This is a genomic window from Bacillus sp. AMCV2 (genome assembly GCF_056033925.1).
The window spans coordinates 112194-138281 of sequence record NZ_JBVYIB010000002.1; the positions used below are offsets into that span (position 1 = coordinate 112194).

29 protein-coding genes and 1 other annotated feature are annotated in these 26088 nt (G+C 42.6%); all 29 genes read left to right on the forward strand.

From position 1 onward, the window contains the following. Positions 1–48 precede the first annotated feature (48 nt). The 29 genes from cysE (at position 49) to rplV (ending at position 26087) form a co-directional block, all read left to right on the forward strand. Entirely contained in the window at positions 49–702 is a 654-nt protein-coding gene (gene cysE / locus AC0OMA_RS00655; RefSeq protein ID WP_003225749.1) for a serine O-acetyltransferase, read from the forward strand. Continuing rightward, a complete protein-coding gene (gene cysS, locus AC0OMA_RS00660) occupies positions 699–2099 on the forward strand; it encodes a cysteine--tRNA ligase (RefSeq protein ID WP_474221813.1) in 1401 nt (466 codons plus the stop codon). Before cysE ends, cysS begins: the two co-directional genes overlap by 4 nt. 3 nt (positions 2100–2102) lie before the next feature. Then, the gene (locus AC0OMA_RS00665; protein ID WP_004399685.1) at positions 2103–2534 is read left to right on the forward strand and encodes a mini-ribonuclease 3; all 432 of its coding nucleotides are present in this window, start codon (positions 2103–2105) and stop codon (positions 2532–2534) included. Beyond that, positions 2518–3267: a 23S rRNA (guanosine(2251)-2'-O)-methyltransferase RlmB gene (gene rlmB, locus AC0OMA_RS00670; RefSeq protein WP_014475598.1), complete on the forward strand. Its 750-nt coding sequence runs from the start codon at positions 2518–2520 to the stop codon at positions 3265–3267. The genes AC0OMA_RS00665 and rlmB overlap by 17 nt, the downstream gene beginning before the upstream one ends. A 6-nt stretch (positions 3268–3273) precedes the next feature. Then, positions 3274–3786, forward strand: a complete 513-nt coding sequence (gene rae1 / locus AC0OMA_RS00675; protein ID WP_003235032.1) for a ribosome-dependent mRNA decay endonuclease Rae1/YacP — start codon at positions 3274–3276, stop codon at positions 3784–3786. A gap of 62 nt (positions 3787–3848) precedes the next feature. Continuing rightward, on the forward strand, positions 3849–4505 hold the full coding sequence (gene sigH, locus AC0OMA_RS00680) for an RNA polymerase sporulation sigma factor SigH (RefSeq protein ID WP_003225758.1): 657 nt from the start codon (positions 3849–3851) through the stop codon (positions 4503–4505). 92 nt (positions 4506–4597) lie between these two features. Then, the gene (gene rpmG / locus AC0OMA_RS00685; protein WP_003156421.1) at positions 4598–4747 is read left to right on the forward strand and encodes a 50S ribosomal protein L33; all 150 of its coding nucleotides are present in this window, start codon (positions 4598–4600) and stop codon (positions 4745–4747) included. Between the two features lie 33 nt (positions 4748–4780). Further along, the gene (gene secE / locus AC0OMA_RS00690) at positions 4781–4960 is read left to right on the forward strand and encodes a preprotein translocase subunit SecE (RefSeq protein WP_004399676.1); all 180 of its coding nucleotides are present in this window, start codon (positions 4781–4783) and stop codon (positions 4958–4960) included. 178 nt (positions 4961–5138) lie between these two features. Then, positions 5139–5672, forward strand: coding sequence for a transcription termination/antitermination protein NusG (gene nusG, locus AC0OMA_RS00695; RefSeq protein ID WP_003225764.1), 534 nt, complete (start codon positions 5139–5141; stop codon positions 5670–5672). Positions 5673–5839: 167 nt separating this feature from the next. Next, positions 5840–6265, forward strand: a complete 426-nt coding sequence (gene rplK, locus AC0OMA_RS00700) for a 50S ribosomal protein L11 (protein ID WP_003156430.1) — start codon at positions 5840–5842, stop codon at positions 6263–6265. Positions 6266–6359: 94 nt separating this feature from the next. Next, entirely contained in the window at positions 6360–7058 is a 699-nt protein-coding gene (rplA, locus tag AC0OMA_RS00705; protein ID WP_003235040.1) for a 50S ribosomal protein L1, read from the forward strand. Positions 7059–7103: 45 nt separating this feature from the next. Continuing rightward, positions 7104–7244 (forward strand) — a sequence feature (ribosomal protein L10 leader region). Positions 7245–7309: 65 nt separating this feature from the next. Further along, positions 7310–7810 (forward strand): 50S ribosomal protein L10, encoded by a 501-nt coding sequence (gene rplJ, locus AC0OMA_RS00710; protein WP_003235042.1) that lies wholly within the window; start codon positions 7310–7312, stop codon positions 7808–7810. 45 nt (positions 7811–7855) lie between these two features. Then, a complete protein-coding gene (gene rplL, locus AC0OMA_RS00715) occupies positions 7856–8227 on the forward strand; it encodes a 50S ribosomal protein L7/L12 (RefSeq protein ID WP_003156436.1) in 372 nt (123 codons plus the stop codon). Between the two features lie 89 nt (positions 8228–8316). Beyond that, on the forward strand, positions 8317–8922 hold the full coding sequence (locus AC0OMA_RS00720; protein ID WP_015252989.1) for a class I SAM-dependent methyltransferase: 606 nt from the start codon (positions 8317–8319) through the stop codon (positions 8920–8922). A 245-nt stretch (positions 8923–9167) separates the two neighbouring features. Further along, complete coding sequence (gene rpoB, locus AC0OMA_RS00725; protein WP_009966326.1) at positions 9168–12749, forward strand: DNA-directed RNA polymerase subunit beta; 3582 nt, start codon at positions 9168–9170, stop codon at positions 12747–12749. A gap of 61 nt (positions 12750–12810) precedes the next feature. Further along, the gene (rpoC, locus tag AC0OMA_RS00730; protein ID WP_004399688.1) at positions 12811–16410 is read left to right on the forward strand and encodes a DNA-directed RNA polymerase subunit beta'; all 3600 of its coding nucleotides are present in this window, start codon (positions 12811–12813) and stop codon (positions 16408–16410) included. A gap of 178 nt (positions 16411–16588) precedes the next feature. Beyond that, on the forward strand, positions 16589–16837 hold the full coding sequence (locus tag AC0OMA_RS00735; RefSeq protein ID WP_003225778.1) for a 50S ribosomal protein L7ae-like protein: 249 nt from the start codon (positions 16589–16591) through the stop codon (positions 16835–16837). Positions 16838–16950: 113 nt separating this feature from the next. Continuing rightward, on the forward strand, positions 16951–17367 hold the full coding sequence (rpsL, locus tag AC0OMA_RS00740; RefSeq protein ID WP_003225781.1) for a 30S ribosomal protein S12: 417 nt from the start codon (positions 16951–16953) through the stop codon (positions 17365–17367). Between the two features lie 41 nt (positions 17368–17408). After that, a complete protein-coding gene (gene rpsG, locus AC0OMA_RS00745) occupies positions 17409–17879 on the forward strand; it encodes a 30S ribosomal protein S7 (protein ID WP_003225784.1) in 471 nt (156 codons plus the stop codon). A 53-nt stretch (positions 17880–17932) separates the two neighbouring features. Then, positions 17933–20011, forward strand: coding sequence for an elongation factor G (fusA, locus tag AC0OMA_RS00750; RefSeq protein WP_003235056.1), 2079 nt, complete (start codon positions 17933–17935; stop codon positions 20009–20011). A 119-nt stretch (positions 20012–20130) separates the two neighbouring features. Then, a complete protein-coding gene (gene tuf / locus AC0OMA_RS00755; protein WP_003235058.1) occupies positions 20131–21321 on the forward strand; it encodes an elongation factor Tu in 1191 nt (396 codons plus the stop codon). Positions 21322–21419: 98 nt separating this feature from the next. Continuing rightward, the gene (locus AC0OMA_RS00760) at positions 21420–22376 is read left to right on the forward strand and encodes an alpha/beta fold hydrolase (RefSeq protein ID WP_181218089.1); all 957 of its coding nucleotides are present in this window, start codon (positions 21420–21422) and stop codon (positions 22374–22376) included. Positions 22377–22612: 236 nt separating this feature from the next. After that, a complete protein-coding gene (rpsJ, locus tag AC0OMA_RS00765) occupies positions 22613–22921 on the forward strand; it encodes a 30S ribosomal protein S10 (protein ID WP_003156464.1) in 309 nt (102 codons plus the stop codon). A 39-nt stretch (positions 22922–22960) separates the two neighbouring features. Beyond that, positions 22961–23590 carry a 50S ribosomal protein L3 gene (rplC, locus tag AC0OMA_RS00770; RefSeq protein WP_004399671.1) on the forward strand — a complete coding sequence of 210 codons (630 nt, stop codon included), beginning with the start codon at positions 22961–22963 and terminating at the stop codon, positions 23588–23590. 27 nt (positions 23591–23617) lie between these two features. Continuing rightward, positions 23618–24241 (forward strand): 50S ribosomal protein L4, encoded by a 624-nt coding sequence (gene rplD, locus AC0OMA_RS00775; protein ID WP_004399658.1) that lies wholly within the window; start codon positions 23618–23620, stop codon positions 24239–24241. Continuing rightward, on the forward strand, positions 24241–24528 hold the full coding sequence (rplW, locus tag AC0OMA_RS00780; RefSeq protein ID WP_474221814.1) for a 50S ribosomal protein L23: 288 nt from the start codon (positions 24241–24243) through the stop codon (positions 24526–24528). The genes rplD and rplW overlap by 1 nt, the downstream gene beginning before the upstream one ends. Before the next feature lie 31 nt (positions 24529–24559). Beyond that, a complete protein-coding gene (gene rplB / locus AC0OMA_RS00785) occupies positions 24560–25393 on the forward strand; it encodes a 50S ribosomal protein L2 (RefSeq protein WP_003225795.1) in 834 nt (277 codons plus the stop codon). A 57-nt stretch (positions 25394–25450) separates the two neighbouring features. Further along, a complete protein-coding gene (gene rpsS / locus AC0OMA_RS00790; protein ID WP_003156472.1) occupies positions 25451–25729 on the forward strand; it encodes a 30S ribosomal protein S19 in 279 nt (92 codons plus the stop codon). 16 nt (positions 25730–25745) lie between these two features. Beyond that, on the forward strand, positions 25746–26087 hold the full coding sequence (rplV, locus tag AC0OMA_RS00795) for a 50S ribosomal protein L22 (protein WP_003156475.1): 342 nt from the start codon (positions 25746–25748) through the stop codon (positions 26085–26087). The last annotated feature ends 1 nt before the right edge of the window (position 26088 follow it).

Below are 26088 nucleotides of genomic sequence, written 5' to 3' on the forward strand. Positions count from 1 at the left end.
TTTTTTTATTGGGTAGAGGAAATCAGATAGAGAAACGGGGGGAAGCATGTGTTTTTTAGAATGCTCAAAGAAGACATTGATACTGTGTTCGATCAAGATCCCGCAGCAAGAAGCTATTTTGAAGTGATTTTAACTTATTCCGGTTTACATGCTATATGGGCGCATCGGATTGCACATGCTTTATATAAACGAAAATTTTATTTCCTTGCACGCCTTATATCTCAAGTAAGCCGATTTTTTACCGGGATAGAAATCCATCCCGGCGCTACAATCGGGAGAAGATTTTTCATAGACCACGGCATGGGGGTTGTCATTGGGGAGACATGTGAAATCGGCAATAACGTAACCGTTTTTCAGGGGGTTACCCTCGGGGGAACGGGGAAAGAAAAGGGAAAAAGGCACCCAACGATTAAAGATGACGCATTGATAGCCACAGGTGCTAAAGTGCTCGGTTCTATTACGGTCGGTGAAGGCTCAAAGATTGGCGCTGGTTCAGTAGTGCTGCATGATGTTCCTGATTTTTCAACAGTTGTCGGTATCCCTGGGCGGGTCGTTGTACAAAATGGCAAGAAAGTAAGACGCGATTTAAACCACCAGGATTTGCCCGATCCAGTTGCTGACCGCTTTAAGTCTTTGGAACAGCAGATTTTAGAGCTGAAGGCAGAACTTGAAGACAGAAAAGAAAGGATCAATCAAAAATGACAATCACACTTTATAATACATTGACTAGACAGAAGGAAACATTCGTTCCTATTGAAGAGGGAAAAGTGAAAATGTATGTATGCGGACCCACGGTTTACAATTACATTCATATCGGGAACGCGCGTCCGGCAATCGTTTACGATACGGTTCGAAACTATTTAGAGTATAAAGGCTATGATGTGCAGTATGTCTCTAACTTCACAGACGTAGACGATAAATTAATTAAAGCGGCAAATGAACTCGGTGAGGATGTACCCACCATTTCAGAGCGTTTTATTAAAGCATACTTTGAAGACGTAGGTGCGCTCGGCTGCCGAAAAGCCGATCTTCATCCGCGAGTAATGGAGAACATGGATGCCATTATCGAATTCGTAGTTCAGCTCGTGAAAAAGGGCTACGCATATGAATCAGAAGGTGACGTATATTTCAAAACCAGAGCGTTTGAAGGGTACGGAAAGCTTTCTCAGCAATCAATCGATGAACTTAGATCAGGTGCACGCATCCGAGTCGGCGAGAAAAAAGAAGATGCTCTTGATTTCGCACTGTGGAAAGCGGCAAAAGAAGGAGAAATCTCTTGGGATAGTCCTTGGGGGAAAGGACGTCCGGGCTGGCACATTGAATGCTCAGCAATGGTGAAAAAGTATCTCGGTGACCAGATTGATATCCATGCGGGCGGACAGGATTTAACATTCCCTCACCATGAAAACGAAATTGCGCAATCTGAGGCGCTGACAGGCAAAACGTTTGCGAAGTACTGGCTTCATAATGGTTATATCAATATTGATAATGAAAAAATGTCAAAATCACTAGGCAACTTTGTGCTTGTCCATGACATCATTAAACAGCATGATCCGCAGCTTTTAAGATTCTTTATGCTATCTGTTCATTATCGCCATCCGATTAACTATTCAGAAGAGCTTCTGGAGAATACGAAAAGCGCGTTCAACCGCTTAAAAACAGCGTACAGCAATCTTCAGCACCGTCTGAACAGCAGTACGAATTTAACCGAAGATGACGATCAATGGCTTGAAAAAGTTGAAGAACACCGCAAAGCATTCGAAGAAGCGATGGACGATGATTTTAATACGGCGAATGCCATTTCAGTCTTGTTTGACTTAGCGAAACACGCCAATTATTATCTTCAGAAAGATCATACGGCTGATCATGTGATTACGGCGTTTATTGAGATGTTTGACCGCATTGTTTCTGTCCTCGGTTTTTCGTTGGGTGAGCAGGAACTTCTCGATCAAGAGATTGAAGACTTAATCGAAAAGCGAAATGAAGCGCGCCGGAATCGCGATTTTGCATTGTCAGACCAGATCCGCGACCAGCTGAAAAGCATGAATATCATTCTTGAAGATACGGCTCAAGGCACTCGCTGGAAACGGGGAGAATAACAGATGCTTGAATTTGATACGATAAAAGATTCTAAGCAGCTTAACGGTCTTGCGCTTGCTTATATAGGTGATGCCATTTTTGAAGTGTATGTCAGGCATCACCTGCTTAAGCAGGGCTTTACCAAACCAAATGATCTTCATAAGAAATCAAGCCGGATTGTTTCAGCAAAGTCACAGGCTGAGATCCTATTTTTTCTGCAGAATCAATCATTTTTTACGGAAGAAGAGGAAGCGGTGCTGAAAAGAGGCAGAAATGCCAAGTCAGGGACAACACCTAAAAATACAGATGTTCAGACGTACCGCTACAGTACAGCATTTGAAGCGCTTCTGGGCTACCTTTTTCTAGAGAAAAAAGAGGAACGACTTAGTCAGCTCGTAGCCGAAGCTATACAATTCGGGACGTCAGGGAGGAAAACAAATGAGTCAGCAACATGATTACGTCATAGGGAAAAATGCAGTGATCGAGACGTTAAAATCTGATCGGAAGCTGTATAAGCTGTGGATGGCGGAAAACACCGTAAAGGGACAAGCACAGCAAGTGATTGAGCTTGCCAAAAAGCAGGGAATCACGATTCAATACGTCCCGAGAAAAAAACTCGATCAAATGGTGACAGGACAGCATCAGGGCGTAGTGGCACAGGTTGCAGCGTATGAATATGCAGAACTGGACGATTTATATAAAGCAGCTGAAGAAAAAAATGAACAGCCTTTCTTCCTCATTCTGGACGAGCTTGAAGACCCTCATAATCTGGGTTCCATTATGAGGACAGCAGATGCGGTCGGCGCTCATGGCATCGTTATTCCAAAACGGAGAGCTGTCGGGCTGACAACAACAGTGGCAAAAGCTTCAACAGGAGCAATTGAGCACATTCCTGTAGCAAGAGTCACCAATTTGGCACGGACGTTAGAAGAGATGAAAGAGCGGGGAATCTGGGTTGTCGGAACGGATGCGTCCGCGCGTGAGGATTACCGCAATATGGACGGCAATATGCCTTTGGCTCTAGTCATCGGAAGTGAAGGAAAAGGGATGGGCCGCCTTGTGAAGGAAAAGTGCGATTTTCTCATTAAACTCCCGATGGCCGGAAAGGTAACTTCACTAAATGCATCTGTCGCGGCTGGTCTTTTGATGTATGAAGTCTACCGGAAACGAAACCCTCTGGGAGAATAAAGACCCATGGATATCCTGTTAGTAGACGGGTACAACATGATTGGAGCCTGGCCGCAGCTGAAGGATTTAAAAGCGAACAGTTTTGAAGAGGCGAGAGACGTACTGATTCAGAAAATGGCGGAATATCAATCGTATACAGGAAACAGGGTTATTGTTGTTTTTGACGCGCATCTCGTAAAAGGGCTTGAGAAAAAACAGACCAACCATCGAGTTGAAGTAATTTTTACAAAAGAAAATGAGACGGCTGATGAGCGGATAGAAAAGCTCGCTCAGGCTTTGAATAATATTGCGACTCAAATTCACGTTGCGACCTCTGACTATACTGAGCAGTGGGCGATTTTCGGACAGGGGGCATTGCGGAAATCGGCCCGGGAGCTTTTGAGAGAGGTAGAAACGATTGAAAGGCGAATAGAGAGACGGGTAAGAAAAATCACTTCCGAAAAGCCGGCGGGTAAAATTGCTTTATCGGAAGAGGTTTTGAAAACGTTTGAAAAGTGGAGGCGGGGAGACTTAGATTAAGTTGACGCTTTTTTGCCTAATACTGTATAATATTTCTATCTACGTGCGCCGGGGGGATCGGAGTGAATCTACAGAACAACAAGGGAAAATTCAACAAAGAGCAGTTTTGCCAGTTGGAGGACGAGCAGGTCATTGAAAAGGTTCATGTTGGGGACAGTGATGCGTTAGATTACTTGATTACGAAGTACCGAAACTTTGTTCGGGCAAAAGCAAGATCCTATTTCTTAATAGGGGCGGACAGAGAGGATATTGTTCAGGAAGGCATGATAGGCCTCTATAAGTCTATTCGTGACTTCAAAGAGGACAAGCTTACCTCATTCAAAGCTTTCGCAGAATTATGTATTACCCGCCAAATTATTACCGCAATAAAGACAGCTACTCGCCAGAAACACATTCCTTTGAATTCCTACGTCTCATTAGATAAACCGATTTTTGATGAAGAATCAGACCGAACGCTGCTGGATGTCATTTCAGGAGCGAAAACCTTAAATCCTGAGGAAATGATCATTAATCAGGAAGAATTTGATGATATTGAAATGAAAATGGGTGAACTATTAAGTGATTTAGAGAGAAAAGTACTCGTCTTATATCTCGACGGGAGAAGTTACCAAGAGATTTCTGATGAACTGAACCGACATGTGAAATCGATCGACAATGCCCTTCAGCGTGTGAAACGCAAGCTGGAGAAGTACTTGGAAATTCGCGAAATCAGTTTGTAATAGGAATTTATGCTATATTGACAGTATTTTTCTGACTATGATATGTTACTAAAGATAAGAACTAATGTCTATTTAGAAAAAGGTGTAATGACATGAGAAAAAAGATTACGTTAGCATGCAAGACATGCGGAAACCGTAATTATACGACAATGAAGAGCTCTGCATCAGCGGCTGAGCGATTAGAAGTAAAGAAATACTGCAGTACTTGCAATTCACATACAGCTCATCTTGAAACAAAATAGTTTTTGCGCTTTTAAATTGTGGAGGTCTTTTACATGCGTATTATGAAATTCTTTAAAGATGTTGGGAAAGAAATGAAAAAGGTAAGCTGGCCTAAAGGAAAAGAGTTAACGCGTTATACCATTACGGTAATTTCAACAGTTATCTTTTTTGTTATCTTTTTTGCCCTCCTTGACACAGGAATTTCTCAATTAATTCGTTTAATAGTTGAATAATGATCAGCAATACGTGCTATAATAGATCATAATATTACTTGCCAAAACCCGTTCAGCGGGTTTTTTATTGTGGCTTAAAATGATAGTAATCATAGGCTTGCCGCCTATTTTTTGAAGCGTTATGGTAATTCACTAAAACCAAATGCGGGGAGGGAAGGACTGGACAGTCCTGAATAGAATGGAAAAGAATTGGTATGTTGTTCACACGTACTCTGGTTATGAGAATAAAGTAAAAGCCAACTTGGAAAAACGTGTTGAATCAATGGGGATGCAGGATAAAATTTTCCGTGTAGTCGTACCCGAAGAAGAAGAAACGGATATCAAAAACGGCAAGAAAAAAGTCGTGAAAAAGAAAGTATTCCCTGGTTATGTGCTTGTTGAAATTGTAATGACAGACGACTCTTGGTATGTTGTCCGCAACACGCCGGGCGTTACTGGATTCGTAGGATCTGCCGGGTCAGGTTCAAAACCGACGCCGCTTCTTCCGGGCGAAGCAGAAACCATTCTGAAGAGAATGGGCATGGATGAACGCAAAACTGATATTGACTTTGAACTGAAAGAGACAGTGAAAGTAATAGACGGACCTTTTGCTAACTTTACAGGATCAATTGAAGAGATTGATTATGATAAAAGCAAGGTCAAAGTTTTCGTTAATATGTTTGGCCGTGAAACGCCGGTTGAGCTGGAATTTACCCAAATCGATAAATTGTAATGTGAAAAAACTTGAAATTGCTATATATAAATGATAATATAGCAAAGGTACGTCTTGGACTTATCCAAGGCAACTAGCATGATATTTCGTCATTCATATAAAGAATGAAACCTTGAGTGGGAGGGTTTACCCTATTACCACATCACGGACTTAAGGAGGTGTGTCTCGTGGCTAAAAAAGTAGTTAAAGTTGTAAAATTGCAAATTCCTGCTGGAAAAGCTAACCCAGCACCACCAGTTGGACCTGCACTTGGTCAAGCCGGTGTTAACATCATGGGATTCTGTAAGGAGTTTAACGCTCGTACAGCTGACCAAGCTGGTTTAATCATTCCTGTTGAAATTTCGGTTTACGAAGACCGTTCATTTACATTTATTACAAAAACTCCACCTGCTGCAGTATTGCTTAAAAAAGCAGCTGGAATTGAGTCTGGTTCTGGTGAACCAAACCGTAATAAAGTGGCAACCGTTAAGCGCGATAAAGTACGCGAAATCGCTGAAACGAAAATGCCTGACTTAAACGCAGCAGACGTTGAAGCGGCAATGCGCATGGTTGAAGGTACTGCCCGCAGTATGGGTATTGTAATCGAGGATTAATTTGTTTCTTGTCGGGTTGCGAGTTTTAACAAGTTCGCAACCCTTATTCGTGGGAGGTTATTCCGCTATAACCACATAAGGAGGAAATTTTAAAATGGCTAAAAAAGGTAAAAAGTACGTTGAAGCTGCTAAGCTTGTAGACCGTTCTAAAGCTTACGACGTCTCTGAAGCAGTAGCTCTCGTTAAAAAAACAAACACAGCTAAATTCGACGCTACAGTTGAAGTGGCTTTCCGTTTAGGGGTTGACCCTCGTAAAAACGACCAGCAAATCCGTGGAGCAGTTGTGCTTCCAAACGGAACTGGTAAAACTCAGCGCGTTCTCGTTTTCGCAAAAGGCGAAAAAGCGAAAGAAGCTGAAGCTGCTGGTGCAGATTTCGTAGGCGATACTGACTACATCAACAAAATTCAACAAGGCTGGTTCGATTTCGATGTTATCGTAGCTACACCTGACATGATGGGTGAAGTTGGTAAAATCGGTCGTGTACTTGGACCAAAAGGTTTAATGCCAAACCCTAAAACTGGTACAGTTACTTTCGAAGTTGAAAAAGCTATCGGCGAAATCAAAGCTGGTAAAGTTGAATACCGCGTTGATAAAGCTGGAAACATTCATGTTCCTATCGGTAAAGTTTCTTTCGAGGATGAAAAACTTGTTGAGAACTTCACAACAATGTACGATACAATCCTTAAAGCTAAACCTGCTGCAGCTAAAGGCGTTTACGTGAAAAACGTTGCTGTAACTTCTACTATGGGACCTGGTGTCAAAGTAGACTCTTCAACTTTTAACGTAAAATAATATTGACATGACATCAACATTCTGATATTATTCAAAATGTTGTAAAATAGAATATCATTTATACCGTAGACAGTAGGGGCCTAACCGCTTAATTATCCTACCGAGGTGTATATTATCACAGCTATTACGTTACGTATGCTTGTATATACAGCCTCCATGTCTCATGGAGGCTTTTTATATGGAATCCGTCGTCTCAGTCGTGATCACCTAACGGTATAAGTGTTACACAAGAATCTACAGGAGGTGTAACCATGAGCAGCGCAATTGAAACAAAAAAAGTTGTTGTTGAAGAAATTGCTTCTAAACTGAAAGAAAGTAAATCAACGATCATCGTTGACTATCGCGGACTTAACGTTTCTGAAGTAACTGAACTTCGTAAACAGCTTCGCGAAGCTAACGTTGAGTTCAAAGTTTACAAAAATACGATGACTCGCCGTGCGGTTGAACAAGCTGAGCTTAATGGTTTGAATGATTTCTTAACTGGACCGAACGCGATCGCATTCAGCACTGAAGATGTTGTCGCTCCGGCTAAAGTTCTTAATGACTTCGCTAAAAATCACGAAGCTCTTGAAATCAAAGCTGGCGTTATCGAAGGTAAAGTTTCTACTGTTGAAGAAGTGAAAGCTCTTGCTGAACTTCCATCACGCGAAGGCTTGCTTTCTATGTTGCTTAGCGTACTTCAAGCTCCAGTTCGCAACCTTGCTCTTGCTGCAAAAGCTGTGGCAGAACAAAAGGAAGAACAAGGCGCTTAATCTAATCAGTTTTTCATAAATTAAAACAAAATGGAGGAATTACAAATGGCTTTAAATATCGAAGAAATCATTGCTTCCGTTAAAGAAGCAACTGTACTTGAATTGAACGACCTAGTAAAAGCAATCGAAGAAGAATTTGGCGTAACTGCTGCTGCTCCTGTAGCTGTAGCTGGCGGAGCTGCTGCAGGCGGAGCTGCTGAAGAGCAAAGCGAATTCGATCTTATCCTTGCTGGTGCAGGATCTCAAAAAATCAAAGTTATCAAAGTTGTACGTGAAATCACTGGTCTTGGCTTGAAAGAAGCTAAAGAACTTGTTGACAACACTCCAAAACCACTTAAAGAAGGTATTGCTAAAGAAGAAGCTGAAGAGCTTAAAGCTAAACTTGAAGAAGTTGGCGCTTCTGTAGAAGTTAAGTAATCTTCACTTACCTGTAGGGGAAGCTCGCTTTTATGAGGCGAGCTTTTTCTTTGCCATTCTTTAAGCCATGAAAAAAGGAGGTTCTAATAATGAGTGAGCACTATTATTCAGAAAAACCTTCAGTGAAAAGCAACAAGCAAACCTGGTCTTTTAGGCTTCGGAATAAAGATTTCACGTTTACCAGCGACAGCGGGGTTTTTTCTAAAAAAGAAGTTGATTTCGGCTCCCGCCTGCTGATTGATTCTTTTGAAGAGCCTGAGGTTGAGGGCGGCATTTTGGATGTAGGCTGCGGATACGGCCCGATTGGTTTATCGCTCGCCAGCGACTTTAAAGACCGGACTATCCACATGATTGACGTTAATGAGAGAGCCGTAGAACTATCAAATGAAAATGCGGAACATAACGGAATAACAAACGTTAAGATTTATCAAAGTGATTTGTTTTCAAACGTTGATTCTGCTCAAACATTTGCTTCTATTCTTACAAATCCCCCAATCCGAGCCGGAAAAAAAGTTGTCCATGCTATCTTTGAGAAAAGCGCTGAACACTTAAAAGCTTCAGGTGAATTGTGGATCGTCATACAGAAAAAGCAAGGCGCGCCTTCTGCCATTGAAAAGCTCGAGGAACTGTTCGATGAAGTTTCTGTCGTTCAAAAAAAGAAAGGCTATTATATCATAAAAGCAAAAAAAGTTTGACTCGGTATTTTAACTATGTTAATATTGTAAAATGCCAATGTATATATTTTGCTTGATATGATGAATTGTCAATATCTATGTATAAATTATACAAGTATGGAAATGCTAATAAAATCGGTATTTGTTTTTGGATGTGGTTTTCTTAATTAGAAACCCTTTTTTCTTTTGTCTTGTAAAAGTATTTTCTTTCTTTGGAAGAAATGCTTATTACACATATAATACGCATGATTTGAGGGGTGAATCAGTTGACAGGTCAACTAGTTCAGTATGGACGACACCGCCAGCGCAGAAGCTATGCTCGCATTAGCGAAGTGTTAGAATTACCAAATCTCATTGAAATTCAAACCTCTTCTTATCAGTGGTTTCTTGATGAGGGTCTTAGAGAGATGTTTCAAGACATATCACCAATTGAGGATTTCACTGGTAACCTCTCTCTTGAGTTCATTGATTATAGTTTAGGTGAGCCTAAATATCCTGTAGAGGAATCAAAAGAACGTGATGTGACTTACTCAGCTCCGCTAAGAGTGAAGGTTCGTTTAATTAACAAAGAAACTGGAGAGGTAAAAGACCAAGATGTCTTCATGGGTGATTTCCCTATTATGACAGATACAGGTACTTTTATCATTAACGGTGCGGAACGTGTTATCGTTTCCCAGCTTGTTCGGTCTCCAAGTGTATATTTCAGTGGTAAAGTAGACAAAAACGGTAAAAAAGGTTTTACCGCAACTGTCATTCCAAACCGTGGCGCATGGTTAGAATACGAAACTGATGCGAAAGATGTTGTTTATGTCCGCATTGATCGCACACGTAAGTTGCCGGTTACGGTTCTTTTGCGTGCTCTCGGCTTCGGCTCCGATCAAGAGATTCTTGATCTCATAGGAGAAAACGAATACTTGCGAAATACGCTTGATAAAGATAACACAGAAAACAGCGACAAAGCGTTGCTGGAAATTTACGAGCGTCTCCGTCCTGGAGAGCCGCCTACAGTAGAAAATGCGAAAAGCTTGCTTGATTCTCGTTTCTTTGATCCGAAACGATACGATCTTGCCAATGTAGGACGCTATAAAATTAATAAAAAACTTCATATTAAGAATCGCCTCTTCAATCAGAGACTTGCTGAAACGCTTGTTGATCCTGAAACAGGAGAAATCCTTGCTGAAAAAGGCCAGATTCTTGATAGAAGAACACTTGATAAAGTACTGCCATACTTAGAAAACGGAATCGGTTTCAGAAAGTTGTATCCGAATGGCGGCGTTGTTGAAGATGAAGTGACTCTTCAATCAATTAAAATCTTTGCTCCGACTGATCAAGAAGGAGAACAGGTTATTAATGTAATCGGCAATGCTTACATCGAAGAAGAGATTAAAAACATCACGCCTGCTGATATTATTTCTTCAATCAGCTACTTCTTCAACCTGCTGCACGGAGTAGGCGACACAGATGATATCGATCATCTTGGAAACCGCCGTTTACGTTCTGTAGGCGAGCTTCTCCAGAACCAATTCCGTATCGGTTTAAGCCGTATGGAGCGTGTGGTTCGTGAGAGAATGTCAATTCAAGATACGAATACAATTACGCCTCAGCAACTGATCAATATTCGTCCTGTTATTGCGTCCATTAAAGAGTTCTTTGGAAGCTCACAGCTTTCTCAATTCATGGATCAGACGAACCCGCTTGCTGAATTAACGCACAAGCGTCGTCTGTCAGCATTAGGACCGGGCGGATTGACACGTGAGCGTGCCGGAATGGAAGTGCGTGACGTTCACTACTCCCACTATGGCCGTATGTGTCCGATTGAAACGCCTGAGGGCCCGAACATCGGTTTGATCAACTCACTATCATCTTATGCAAAAGTAAACCGTTTTGGCTTTATTGAAACGCCATATCGCCGCGTTGACCCTGAAACAGGGAAGGTAACGGGCAGAATCGATTACTTAACTGCTGATGAAGAGGATAACTATGTTGTCGCTCAAGCGAATGCTCGTCTTGATGACGAAGGCGCCTTTATTGATGACAGCATCGTAGCTCGTTTCCGCGGGGAGAACACTGTTGTTTCCAGAAATCGTGTAGACTACATGGATGTATCGCCTAAGCAGGTTGTATCTGCTGCGACAGCATGTATCCCGTTCTTAGAAAACGATGACTCCAACCGTGCCCTCATGGGAGCGAACATGCAGCGTCAGGCTGTGCCTTTGATGCAGCCGGAAGCGCCATTTGTTGGAACTGGTATGGAATACGTATCAGGAAAAGACTCTGGTGCCGCTGTTATTTGTAAACACCCTGGTATCGTTGAACGCGTAGAAGCGAAAAACGTTTGGGTTCGCCGTTATGAAGAAGTAGACGGTCAAAAAGTAAAAGGAAACCTGGATAAATACAGCCTGCTGAAATTTGTCCGCTCTAACCAAGGTACGTGCTACAACCAGCGTCCGATCGTAAGTGTCGGCGATGAAGTGGTAAAAGGAGAAATCCTTGCTGACGGTCCTTCTATGGAGCTTGGTGAACTTGCACTTGGCCGTAACGTAATGGTCGGCTTCATGACATGGGATGGCTACAACTATGAGGATGCCATCATCATGAGTGAACGCCTAGTGAAGGATGATGTTTATACATCTATCCACATTGAAGAATACGAATCAGAAGCACGTGATACGAAACTTGGACCTGAAGAAATCACTCGCGATATTCCAAACGTCGGTGAAGATGCGCTTCGCAATCTTGATGACCGCGGAATCATCCGTATTGGGGCAGAAGTAAAAGACGGAGATCTTCTTGTTGGTAAAGTAACGCCTAAAGGCGTAACTGAACTGACTGCAGAAGAACGCCTTCTTCACGCCATCTTTGGCGAGAAAGCCCGCGAGGTTCGTGATACTTCTCTTCGTGTGCCTCATGGCGGCGGCGGAATTATCCATGACGTTAAAGTCTTCAACCGTGAAGACGGAGACGAACTTCCTCCAGGTGTTAACCAGTTAGTACGCGTATATATCGTTCAGAAACGTAAGATTTCTGAAGGGGATAAAATGGCCGGTCGTCACGGTAACAAAGGTGTTATCTCTAAGATTCTTCCTGAAGAAGATATGCCTTACCTTCCTGACGGCACACCAATTGATATCATGCTTAACCCGCTGGGCGTACCATCACGTATGAACATCGGGCAGGTATTGGAACTTCACATGGGTATGGCCGCTCGTTACCTTGGCATTCACATTGCATCTCCTGTATTTGACGGAGCGCGAGAAGAGGATGTCTGGGAAACACTTGAAGAAGCCGGCATGTCTCGTGACGCCAAAACAGTGCTTTACGACGGACGTACTGGAGAGCCGTTTGATAACCGTGTATCTGTCGGTATCATGTACATGATCAAACTGGCTCACATGGTTGACGATAAACTTCATGCACGCTCTACAGGCCCTTACTCACTTGTTACGCAGCAGCCTCTTGGCGGTAAAGCGCAATTTGGCGGACAGCGTTTTGGTGAGATGGAGGTTTGGGCACTTGAAGCTTACGGTGCGGCTTACACACTTCAAGAAATTCTGACTGTTAAGTCTGATGACGTGGTTGGACGTGTGAAAACATACGAAGCCATCGTTAAAGGCGACAATGTTCCTGAACCAGGTGTTCCGGAATCATTCAAAGTATTAATCAAAGAACTTCAAAGCTTAGGTATGGATGTCAAAATCCTTTCTGGTGATGAAGAAGAAATAGAAATGAGAGATTTAGAAGACGAAGAAGATGCGAAACAAGCTGACGGCCTGGCATTATCAGGTGATGAAGAGCCGGAAGAAACAGCATCTGCAGACGTTGAACGCGATGTAGTAACAAAAGAATAATCTCTAGTTATAAAGGCAAGTGACATCGGTTAATCCGAAGATAAAAAGGGAGGTAGGCCCCTTGCTAGATGTGAACAATTTTGAGTATATGAACATCGGTCTTGCTTCACCAGATAAAATCCGTTCATGGTCTTTTGGTGAAGTGAAAAAGCCTGAAACGATAAACTATCGTACGTTAAAACCTGAAAAGGACGGTCTATTCTGCGAACGCATTTTCGGACCGACTAAGGACTGGGAATGTCATTGCGGGAAGTACAAGCGAGTTCGTTATAAAGGCGTAGTTTGTGACCGCTGCGGAGTCGAAGTAACACGGGCTAAAGTCCGTCGTGAGAGAATGGGGCACATTGAACTGGCTGCCCCAGTTTCCCACATTTGGTATTTCAAAGGTATTCCAAGCCGTATGGGTCTTGTGCTGGATATGTCACCTCGTGCTTTAGAAGAAGTCATTTACTTTGCTTCTTACGTTGTAACTGATCCGGCGAATACACCGCTTGAAAAGAAACAGCTTCTGTCTGAGAAAGAATACCGTGCTTATCTTGATAAATACGGTAATAAATTCCAAGCATCTATGGGTGCTGAAGCAATTCATAAACTTCTTCAAGATATCGATCTTGTCAAAGAAGTTGATATGTTAAAAGAAGAGCTGAAAACTTCACAAGGACAACGACGTACTCGTGCGATCAAACGTCTTGAAGTTTTAGAAGCCTTTCGTAACTCAGGAAACAAACCTTCTTGGATGATCCTTGATGTGCTTCCTGTTATTCCTCCGGAGCTTAGACCGATGGTTCAGCTAGATGGCGGACGTTTTGCGACTTCTGATTTGAATGACCTTTATCGTCGTGTCATCAACCGTAACAATCGTTTGAAACGACTTTTGGACCTTGGTGCGCCTAGCATCATCGTTCAAAACGAAAAGCGTATGCTTCAAGAGGCTGTCGATGCCTTAATTGACAACGGCCGCCGCGGACGCCCTGTAACAGGCCCTGGTAACAGACCGTTAAAATCTCTTTCTCACATGCTGAAAGGGAAGCAAGGCCGTTTCCGTCAAAACCTTCTTGGTAAACGTGTCGATTACTCCGGACGTTCTGTAATCGTTGTTGGTCCTCATTTGAAAATGTACCAATGCGGATTACCGAAGGAAATGGCGCTTGAACTTTTCAAACCTTTCGTTATGAAAGAACTTGTTGAAAAAGGTCTTGCTCACAACATTAAGAGTGCGAAACGCAAAATTGAGCGCGTACAGCCTGAAGTTTGGGATGTACTAGAATCAGTTATTAAGGAGCATCCGGTACTGCTGAACCGTGCCCCTACACTTCACAGATTAGGTATCCAGGCGTTTGAACCAACGCTTGTTGAAGGACGCGCAATCCGTCTTCACCCGCTCGTATGTACAGCTTACAACGCTGACTTTGACGGTGACCAAATGGCGGTTCACGTACCATTATCTGCTGAAGCACAAGCTGAAGCACGCATCTTGATGCTTGCTGCTCAAAACATCTTGAACCCTAAAGATGGTAAACCGGTTGTAACACCGTCTCAGGATATGGTACTAGGTAACTATTACCTGACACTTGAGCGTGCCGGTGCTGTCGGTGAAGGTATGGTCTTCAAGAATACAGACGAAGCGCTTCTTGCTTATCAAAACGGATATGTTCACCTTCATACGAGAGTAGCTGTTGCAGCTAACTCACTTAAGAATGTGACATTTACCGAAGAACAGCGCTCAAAATTGTTAATTACAACTGTCGGTAAGCTTGTCTTCAATGAAATTCTTCCGGAATCATTCCCTTACATGAATGAACCAACGAAGAGCAACATTGAAGAGAAAACACCTGACCGTTTCTTCTTAGAAAAAGGTGCTGACGTTAAAGCTGTTATCGCACAGCAGCCAATCAATGCGCCGTTTAAAAAAGGCATTCTGGGTAAAATCATCGCGGAAATCTTTAAACGATTCCATATTACGGAAACGTCTAAAATGCTTGACCGCATGAAAAACCTAGGCTTCAAATATTCAACTAAAGCTGGTATTACAGTTGGGGTTTCTGACATCGTCGTACTCGATGATAAACAAGAAATTCTTGAGGAAGCGCAAAGCAAAGTTGACAACGTTATGAAGCAGTTCCGCCGCGGTCTTATCACTGAAGAAGAACGCTATGAGAGAGTCATCTCTATCTGGAGTGCTGCAAAAGACGTTATCCAAGGCAAACTGATGAAATCACTTGATGAACTCAACCCGATCTACATGATGAGTGACTCTGGTGCCCGTGGTAACGCATCTAACTTTACGCAGCTTGCCGGAATGCGCGGCCTGATGGCCAACCCGGCTGGACGTATCATTGAGTTGCCGATCAAATCAAGTTTCCGTGAAGGTCTGACAGTATTGGAGTACTTTATCTCCACACACGGTGCGCGTAAAGGTCTTGCCGATACCGCTCTTAAAACTGCTGACTCAGGTTACCTTACACGCCGTCTCGTTGACGTTGCGCAGGATGTTATCATCCGTGAAACTGATTGCGGAACTGACCGAGGCATTCTTGCTAAGCCTCTTAAAGAAGGAACCGAAACAATTGAGCGCTTAGAAGAACGCTTAATCGGACGTTTTGCAAGAAAACAAGTGAAGCACCCTGAAACAGGTGAAGTGCTTGTGAATGAAAACGAACTGATTGATGAAGATAAAGCACTGGAGATTGTCGAAGCCGGCATTGAAGAAGTGTGGATCCGTTCTGCCTTCACATGTAATACGCCTCATGGTGTATGTAAACGATGCTATGGCCGAAATCTTGCAACTGGCTCCGATGTTGAAGTCGGTGAAGCTGTCGGAATCATTGCTGCCCAATCAATCGGTGAGCCTGGTACACAGTTAACAATGCGTACATTCCATACAGGCGGGGTTGCCGGAGACGATATCACACAGGGTCTTCCGCGTATCCAAGAGCTTTTCGAAGCGCGTAATCCGAAAGGTCAGGCAACAATTACAGAAATCGACGGTACAGTCGTTGAGATCAATGAAGTTCGTGATAAGCAACAGGAAATTGTGGTTCAAGGCGCAGTGGAAACACGTTCTTATACGGCACCTTACAACTCCCGCCTGAAAGTAGCGGAAGGAGATAAAATTACTCGAGGCCAAGTACTGACAGAAGGTTCAATCGATCCGAAAGAACTTCTTAAAGTGACTGACCTGACGACTGTTCAAGAGTATCTTCTCCATGAGGTTCAAAAGGTTTACCGTATGCAGGGTGTTGAAATCGGTGATAAACACGTAGAAGTAATGGTTCGCCAGATGCTTCGCAAAGTACGCGTAATTGATGCTGGTGACACTGATGTGCTTCCAGGTACATTGCTTGATATTCACCAATTTACTGAAGCGAACAAAAAGGTATTGCTTGAAGGCAATCGACCTGCTACAGGCCGTCCTGTCTTACTCGGTATTACAAAAGCATCTCTTGAAACTGATTCATTCTTATCTGCTGCTTCCTTCCAGGAAACAACACGTGTCCTTACAGATGCAGCGATCAAAGGTAAGCGTGACGAGCTTCTCGGCTTGAAAGAGAATGTTATCATCGGTAAGCTTGTTCCAGCTGGTACAGGAATGATGAAATACCGTAAAGTAAAACCAGTATCAAATGTTCAGCCGACTGACGATATGGTTCCGGTTGAATAACTGATTTCATTCTGCTGAAAGACTGTTTTTGCGGTCTTTCAGCAGATATATTTATGAAAAAGTCACTCTATGAGAAGATAGAAACTAAAAAATGTCATACCTTGTTGACATTCGTCTCCTAGAATGATAATATAACCAAGGTGCTCGAAATAAACCTGTTACTTTGGAGGATATGTTTATGTCTTATGATAAAGTATCACAGGCCAAATCAATTATTATTGGTACGAAGCAAACAGTGAAAGCTCTAAAGCGAGGTTCAGTAAAGGAAGTAGTCGTTGCAAAAGACGCAGATCCGATACTCACGTCAAGTGTTGTTTCACTTGCTGAAGATCAAGGTATCTCTGTCTCAATGGTTGAATCCATGAAAAAGCTCGGCAAAGCCTGCGGAATTGAGGTAGGAGCAGCCGCTGTTGCCATTATTTTATAACGTACTTTTGTTTTTGCGTAAGATTCCATCTTGTGTAAAGACATTGTTTTTTGCCTTTTGATGAACCACCTGGGTATGTGGGTTATAAAACGTAATGAAGGGAGGAAAAATTCATGCCTACAATTAATCAGCTAATTCGCAAAGGACGCGTGAGTAAAGTAGAAAACTCAAAGTCTCCTGCACTTAACAAAGGATACAACAGCTTTAAAAAAGAGCACACTAACGTATCTTCTCCACAAAAACGCGGGGTATGTACTCGTGTTGGTACAATGACACCGAAAAAACCGAACTCAGCACTTCGTAAATATGCTCGTGTTCGTTTGACTAACGGAATCGAGGTTACTGCTTACATTCCTGGTATCGGTCACAACCTGCAAGAGCACAGTGTTGTACTTATCCGCGGCGGACGTGTAAAAGACTTACCAGGGGTACGTTACCACATCGTTCGTGGTGCGCTTGATACTGCTGGAGTTGAAAACCGTGCACAAGGCCGTTCTAAATACGGTACGAAAAAACCTAAAGCAAAATAATATACGAAAATACGCATAATTGATGAAGGGAGGATATTCAGATGCCACGTAAAGGTCCTGTAGCAAAAAGAGATGTTTTACCTGATCCGATTTACAACTCTAAGCTTGTATCTCGTCTAATCAACAAAATGATGATCGATGGTAAAAAAGGTAAGTCTCAAACAATCCTATACAAGTCATTCGATATCATTAAAGAACGTACTGGCAATGATGCAATGGAGGTTTTCGAACAAGCATTGAAAAACATCATGCCTGTACTTGAAGTAAAAGCACGCCGTGTAGGTGGTGCGAACTACCAAGTTCCTGTAGAAGTTCGTCCTGAACGTCGTACGACTCTTGGACTTCGCTGGTTAGTTAACTACGCTCGTCTTCGCGGAGAAAAAACGATGGAAGAGCGTTTAGCTAACGAAATCCTTGACGCAGCTAACAACACTGGTGCTGCTGTTAAGAAACGTGAAGACACTCATAAGATGGCTGAAGCAAACAAAGCATTTGCTCACTATCGCTGGTAGGATTTATAGATTAACAAAACACAATTTCCTAATAAGGAAGGAGAAATTACCCAATGGCAAGAGAGTTCTCCTTAGAAAAAACTCGTAATATCGGTATCATGGCTCACATCGATGCCGGTAAAACGACTACTACAGAACGTATCTTGTTCTATACTGGTCGTATCCACAAAATTGGTGAAACTCATGAAGGAGCTTCACAAATGGACTGGATGGAGCAGGAACAAGAACGTGGTATCACAATCACTTCCGCTGCGACAACTGCTCAGTGGAAAGGATACCGCGTAAACATCATCGATACTCCAGGACACGTAGACTTCACAGTTGAAGTTGAACGTTCTCTTCGTGTACTTGATGGTGCTGTTGCTGTACTTGACGCGCAATCAGGCGTTGAGCCTCAAACAGAAACTGTTTGGCGTCAGGCAACAACTTATGGAGTACCGCGTATCGTTTTTGTTAACAAAATGGACAAAATCGGTGCAGACTTCCTTTACTCTGTAGGAACTTTAAGAGACCGTCTTCAAGCAAACGCTCATGCAATTCAATTGCCGATCGGTGCTGAAGATAACTTCGAAGGTATCATTGACCTTGTAGAAAACGTTGCGTATTTCTACGAAGATGACCTCGGAACTCGTTCTGATGCAAAAGAAATCCCTGAAGAGTACAAAGAGCAAGCTGAAGAGCTTCGCAACAGCCTTATTGAAGCTGTATGTGAGCTTGATGAAGAGCTTATGGATAAGTACCTTGAGGGTGAAGAAATCACAATTGACGAGTTAAAAGCAGGAATTCGTAAAGGTACATTAAATGTTGAATTCTACCCTGTTCTTGTTGGTTCTGCCTTCAAAAACAAAGGTGTTCAACTAGTACTTGATGCTGTTCTTGACTACCTTCCTGCACCAACTGACGTTGCTGCAATCAAAGGTACACGTCCTGATACAAATGAAGAGATTGAGCGTCATTCTTCTGACGAAGAGCCATTCTCTGCATTAGCATTTAAGGTTATGACTGACCCTTACGTTGGTAAGTTGACGTTCTTCCGTGTGTACTCTGGAACACTTGATTCTGGTTCATACGTGAAAAACTCTACTAAAGGCAAACGTGAGCGTGTTGGACGTATTCTTCAAATGCACGCTAACAGCCGTGAAGAAATCTCTACTGTATACGCAGGGGATATCGCAGCTGCTGTAGGTCTAAAAGATACAACTACTGGAGATACTCTATGTGATGAGAAGGATCTTGTTATCCTTGAGTCAATGGAATTCCCAGAACCAGTTATCGACGTTGCTATTGAGCCTAAATCAAAAGCTGACCAAGATAAAATGGGTATCGCTTTAGCGAAACTTGCTGAAGAAGATCCTACATTCCGTACTCAAACAAACCCAGAAACTGGCCAAACGATCATCTCTGGTATGGGTGAACTTCACCTTGATATCATTGTTGACCGTATGAAACGCGAATTTAAAGTAGAAGCCAATGTTGGTGCTCCTCAAGTTGCGTACCGTGAAACATTCCGTACCGGTGCAAAAGTTGAAGGTAAATTCGTACGTCAGTCTGGTGGACGCGGTCAGTTCGGACACGTTTGGATCGAATTCGAACCAAACGAAGAAGGCGCTGGCTTTGAATTTGAAAATGCGATTGTCGGTGGGGTTGTTCCTCGTGAATACATCCCAGCTGTTCAAGCAGGTCTGGAAGATGCACTTGAAAATGGTGTACTAGCAGGCTTCCCGCTTATCGACATTAAAGCTAAACTTTTCGACGGTTCTTACCATGATGTTGACTCAAACGAAATGGCATTTAAAGTTGCTGCTTCTATGGCATTGAAAAATGCAGTCAGCAAATGTAACCCAGTTCTTCTTGAACCAATCATGAAAGTAGAAGTGGTTATTCCAGAAGAATACATGGGAGATATCATGGGTGATATCACTTCACGTCGCGGACGCGTAGAAGGTATGGAAGCACGCGGTAACGCTCAAGTTGTTCGCGCTATGGTTCCTCTTGCTGAAATGTTCGGTTACGCTACTGCACTTCGTTCTAATACGCAAGGTCGCGGTACGTTCACTATGCACATGGATCACTACGAAGAAGTGCCGAAGAGCGTCGCAGAAGAAATTATCAAAAAAAATAAAGGCGAATAATTGATTTTGCCGCTTAACTCAAGTATAACTACTATTGTAAGATGAGGAAGTGAAAGCTTTCTTTCACTTCCTATCACTCTATACATTACTAATTAAAAGCTCTTAAGGAGGATTTTAGAATGGCTAAAGAAAAATTCGACCGTTCCAAATCACATGCCAATATTGGTACAATTGGACACGTTGACCATGGTAAAACAACTTTAACTGCTGCTATCACAACAGTACTTCATAAGAAATCTGGTAAAGGTACAGCTATGGCGTACGATCAAATTGATGGTGCTCCAGAAGAACGCGAGCGCGGTATCACAATCTCTACTGCACACGTTGAGTACGAAACTGAAACTCGTCACTATGCACACGTTGACTGCCCAGGACACGCTGACTATGTTAAAAACATGATCACTGGTGCTGCGCAAATGGACGGAGCTATCCTTGTAGTATCTGCTGCTGATGGCCCAATGCCACAAACTCGTGAGCACATCCTTCTTTCTAAAAACGTTGGTGTACCATACATCGTTGTATTCTTAAACAAATGCGACATGGTAGACGACGAAGAGCTTCTTGAACTAGTTGAAATGGAAGTTCGCGATCTTCTTAGCGAATACGACTTCCCTGGCGATGATGTACCAGTTGTTAAAGGTTCTGCTCTTAAAGCTCTTGAAGGAGACGCTGAGTGGGAAGCTAAAATCTTCGAACTTATGGATGCGGTTGATGAGTACATCCCAACTCCAGAACGCGACACTGAAAAACCATTCATGATGCCAGTTGAGGACGTATTCTCAATCACTGGTCGTGGTACAGTTGCTACTGGCCGTGTAGAACGCGGACAAGTTAAAGTCGGTGACGAAGTTGAAATCATCGGTCTTCAAGAAGAGAACAAGAAAACAACTGTTACAGGTGTTGAAATGTTCCGTAAGCTTCTTGATTACGCTGAAGCTGGTGACAACATTGGTGCCCTTCTTCGCGGTGTATCTCGTGAAGAAATCCAACGTGGTCAAGTACTTGCTAAACCAGGTACAATCACTCCACACAGCAAATTCAAAGCTGAAGTTTACGTTCTTTCTAAAGAAGAGGGTGGACGTCATACTCCATTCTTCTCTAACTACCGTCCTCAGTTCTACTTCCGTACAACTGACGTAACTGGTATCATCCATCTTCCAGAAGGCGTAGAAATGGTTATGCCTGGAGATAACACTGAAATGAACGTTGAACTTATCTCTACAATCGCTATCGAAGAAGGAACTCGTTTCTCTATTCGTGAAGGCGGACGTACTGTTGGTTCAGGCGTAGTTTCTACAATCACTGAGTAATAGTATGATTTTAAACGAGACCCCTGCGGGTCTCGTTTTTTGTTTGCTTATCTTTTTCTTGTATAATAGGATCTATCATATTCGAGGGGTTAATATTTATGATTCCTGAAAAGAAATCAATCGCAATCATGAAAGAACTAAGCATTGGAAATACAAAGCAAATGCTGATGATTAATGGAGTTGACGTGAAAAATCCATTGCTGCTTTTTTTACATGGCGGGCCGGGAACGCCGCAAATCGGATATGTTAGACATTATCAAAAAGAGTTGGAACAGTATTTTACAGTAGTTCATTGGGATCAGAGAGGATCGGGGCTTTCTTATTCTAAGCGAATTTCGCATCACTCTATGACAATAAATCACTTCATTAAAGATACAATCCAAGTCACTCAATGGCTTTTAGCTCATTTTTCAAAATCAAAACTTTACCTAGCCGGTCATTCTTGGGGGTCAATATTGGCGCTTCATGTGCTGCAGCAGTGTCCTGATTTATTTTACGCGTATTATGGAATCAGCCAGGTTGTTAACCCTCTCGATGAAGAATCAACTGCTTATCAACATATTCGTGAAATTTCTGAATCAAAAAAAGCCAGCATATTATCTTTCCTCACACGTTTCATTGGTGCTCCGCCTTGGAAGCAGGATATCCAGCACCTTATCTATCGGTTTTGTGTCGAGCTAAGCAGGGGAGGATTCACTCGCCGTCATCGTCAATCTCTAGCTGTATTATTTCAAATGCTTACTGGCAATGAGTATGGAGTGCGGAACATGCACAGCTTCCTCAATGGATTGCGCTTCAGTAAAAAACATTTAACTGATGAGTTGTACCGGTTTAATGCTTTTACATCAGTTCCTTCTATTAAAGTACCGTGTGTTTTCATTTCAGGGAAACATGACTTAATTGTTCCTGCTGAAATATCGAAACAGTATTATCATAAACTTGAGGCACCCGAAAAGCGCTGGTTTCAATTTGAGAACTCAGCTCACACCCCGCATATTGAGGAGCCGTCATTATTCGCGAACACAATAAGTCGACATGCACGACACCATTTATGATAGATCCTTGATAAATAAGAAAAACCCCTGTATAATAAAAAAAGTGTGCAAACCATGCATATTTTAAATAAGTCTTGCAACATGCGCCTATTTTCTGTATAATGGTGTATGTTGGTCTTTGACTGCGATGAAGTGAGAGGTTGCTGACACACCCGGCCGCTTTGCCATGGCAAGGTGTTCAGGTTTTTCTCACGGAGAACTGTCTAACGTGATGTAGGCGAAAAGGAGGGAAAATAATGGCAAAACAAAAAATTCGTATTCGTTTGAAAGCATATGATCATAGAATCCTTGATCAATCTGCAGAGAAGATTGTTGAAACGGCAAAACGTTCTGGTGCCAGCGTATCTGGTCCGATTCCGTTGCCAACTGAAAAATCAGTTTACACAATCCTTCGTGCGGTGCACAAATACAAAGATTCTCGTGAGCAATTTGAAATGCGTACACATAAACGTTTAATCGACATTGTGAACCCAACACCACAAACTGTTGATGCTCTTATGCGATTAGACTTACCATCTGGTGTCGATATCGAAATTAAACTTTAATTCTAAAATATAGAATGATCTTAATAGGAGGTGTGACGAATGACCAAAGGAATCTTAGGAAGAAAAATTGGTATGACGCAAGTATTCGCTGAGAATGGTGATCTTATTCCGGTAACTGTTATCGAGGCTGCTCCAAACGTTGTTCTTCAAAAGAAAACAGCTGAAAACGACGGTTACGAAGCAATCCAGCTTGGTTTTGACGACAAGCGTGAAAAGCTTTCTAACAAACCTGAAAAAGGACACGTTGCAAAAGCGGAAACTGCTCCTAAGCGCTTCGTTAAAGAATTACGCGGAGTGGAAATGGATGCGTATGAAGTTGGTCAGGAAGTCAAGGTTGAAATTTTCTCTGCTGGAGAAATCGTAGATGTAACAGGAGTATCTAAAGGTAAAGGTTTCCAAGGTGCGATCAAGCGCCACGGACAATCTCGCGGACCTATGTCTCACGGTTCACGCTACCACCGTCGTCCTGGTTCAATGGGACCTGTAGATCCTAACCGTGTATTCAAAGGTAAATTATTACCTGGACGTATGGGCGGAGAGCAAATCACTGTTCAAAACCTTGAAATCGTAAAAGTTGATGCAGAACGCAATCTTCTTTTGATCAAAGGTAACGTACCTGGTGCGAAGAAATCTTTAATCACTGTTAAAAGTGCTGTTAAATCTAAATAATTCTCTTAGGAAAGGAGGAAATTGATTATGCCAAAAGTAGCATTATACAACCAAAACGGTTCTACTGCTGGTGACATCGAATTAAACGCTTCTGTATTTGGTATCGAACCAAATGAGAGTGTTGTATTCGACGCTATTCTTATGCAAAGAGCTTCCTTACGTCAAGGAACTCACAAAGTAAAAAATCGTTCTGAAGTACGCGGCGGAGGTCGTAAACCATGGCGTCAAAAAGGTACTGGACGTGCCCGTCAAGGTTCAATCCGTTCACCGCAATGGCGCGGAGGTGGTGTCGTATTCGGCCCAACACCACGCAGCTATTCTTATAAATTACCTAAAAAAGTTCGCCGCTTGGCAATCAAATCAGTATTGTCTTCTAAAGTGATCGACAACAACATCATCGTTCTTGAAGATCTTACTCTTGATACGGCTAAAACAAAAGAAATGGCAGCTATCCTTAAAGGATTATCTGTTGAGAAAAAAGCTTTAATCGTAACTGCGGATGCAAACGAAGCAGTAGCATTATCTGCTCGTAACATTCCTGGAGTTACTGTTGTTGAAGCTAACGGAATCAACGTTTTAGACGTTGTCAACCACGAGAAGCTTCTGATTACAAAAGCAGCGGTTGAAAAAGTAGAGGAGGTGCTTGCATAATGAAAGATCCTCGTGATGTTCTAAAGCGCCCCGTCATTACTGAACGTTCTGCTGATTTAATGACTGAAAAAAAATATACTTTTGAAGTTGATGTAAGAGCTAACAAAACAGAAGTGAAAGACGCGGTTGAAAGCATCTTTGGAGTGAAAGTTGACAAAGTCAACATCATGAACTACAAAGGCAAATCAAAACGTGTTGGACGCTACACTGGTATGACTAGCCGTCGCAGAAAAGCGATCATAAAACTTACTGCAGACAGCAAAGAAATCGAAATTTTTGAAGCTTAATTATCTGTAAAAAGAAGGAGGGAAATTCAAAATGGCGATTAAAAAGTATAAACCGACCTCTAATGGACGTCGTGGCATGACAACTTCAGATTTTGCTGAAATCACGACTGACAAGCCGGAAAAATCCTTGCTTGCTCCCCTTCACAAAAAAGGCGGACGTAACAACCAAGGTAAATTGACTGTACGTCACCAAGGTGGCGGACATAAACGCCAATACCGTGTTATCGACTTCAAACGCGATAAAGATGGTATACCTGGACGCGTTGCTACAGTTGAATACGATCCAAACCGTTCAGCTAACATCGCTCTAATCAACTATGCAGACGGAGAAAAACGTTACATTCTTGCTCCTAAAGGAATTCAAGTAGGTACTGAAATCATGTCAGGTCCTGAAGCTGACATTAAAGTAGGTAATGCACTTCCACTTATCAACATCCCTGTTGGTACAGTTGTGCATAACATTGAATTAAAACCTGGTAAAGGCGGACAGCTTGTACGTTCAGCTGGTACATCTGCTCAGGTTCTTGGTAAAGAAGGTAAATACGTTCTTGTACGTCTTAACTCTGGTGAAGTTCGCATGATCCTTTCTGCTTGCCGTGCTTCTATCGGTCAAGTAGGTAACGAACAGCACGAACTTATCAACATTGGTAAAGCTGGACGTTCTCGCTGGAAAGGCATCCGTCCTACAGTTCGTGGTTCTGTAATGAACCCTAACGATCACCCACACGGTGGTGGTGAAGGACGTGCGCCAATCGGACGTAAATCACCAATGTCTCCATGGGGCAAACCAACTCTTGGATTCAAGACTCGTAAGAAAAAGAACAAATCCGATAAATTTATCGTACGTCGTCGTAAAAATAAATAACGGGGTTGTCTACGGTTCTTTTCGGACCGTAGTGCAATCACGAAGGGAGGTTCCAAAATGGCTCGCAGCTTAAAAAAAGGACCATTTGTCGATGGACACTTGATGACTAAAATCGAGAAATTAAATGAAACAGACAAGAAACAAGTCGTAAAAACTTGGTCTCGTCGTTCTACTATTTTCCCACAGTTTATTGGTCACACAATCGCAGTCTATGACGGACGTAAACACGTGCCTGTATTCATTTCTGAAGATATGGTAGGGCACAAGTTGGGTGAATTCGCTCCAACTCGTACGTACAAAGGTCATGCTAGTGATGACAAAAAAACAAGACGCTAAGAGAGGAGGCTTTTAAATGCAAGCTAAAGCTGTTGCAAGAACAGTCCGTATTGCTCCTCGTAAAGCACGTCTAGTAATGGACCTGATTCGAGGCAAGCAAGTAGGTGAGGCAGTATCAATCTTGAACCTTACACCAAGAGCTGCTTCTCCAATTATCGAGAAAGTATTAAAATCCGCTATTGCAAATGCTGAGCATAACTATGAAATGGACGCTAACAACCTGGTTATTTCTCAAGCATTCGTTGACGAAGGCCCTACGTTAAAAAGATTTCGCCCACGTGCTATGGGACGTGCGAGCCAAATCAACAAACGTACGAGCCACATTACAATCGTTGTATCAGAAAAGAAGGAGGGATAAG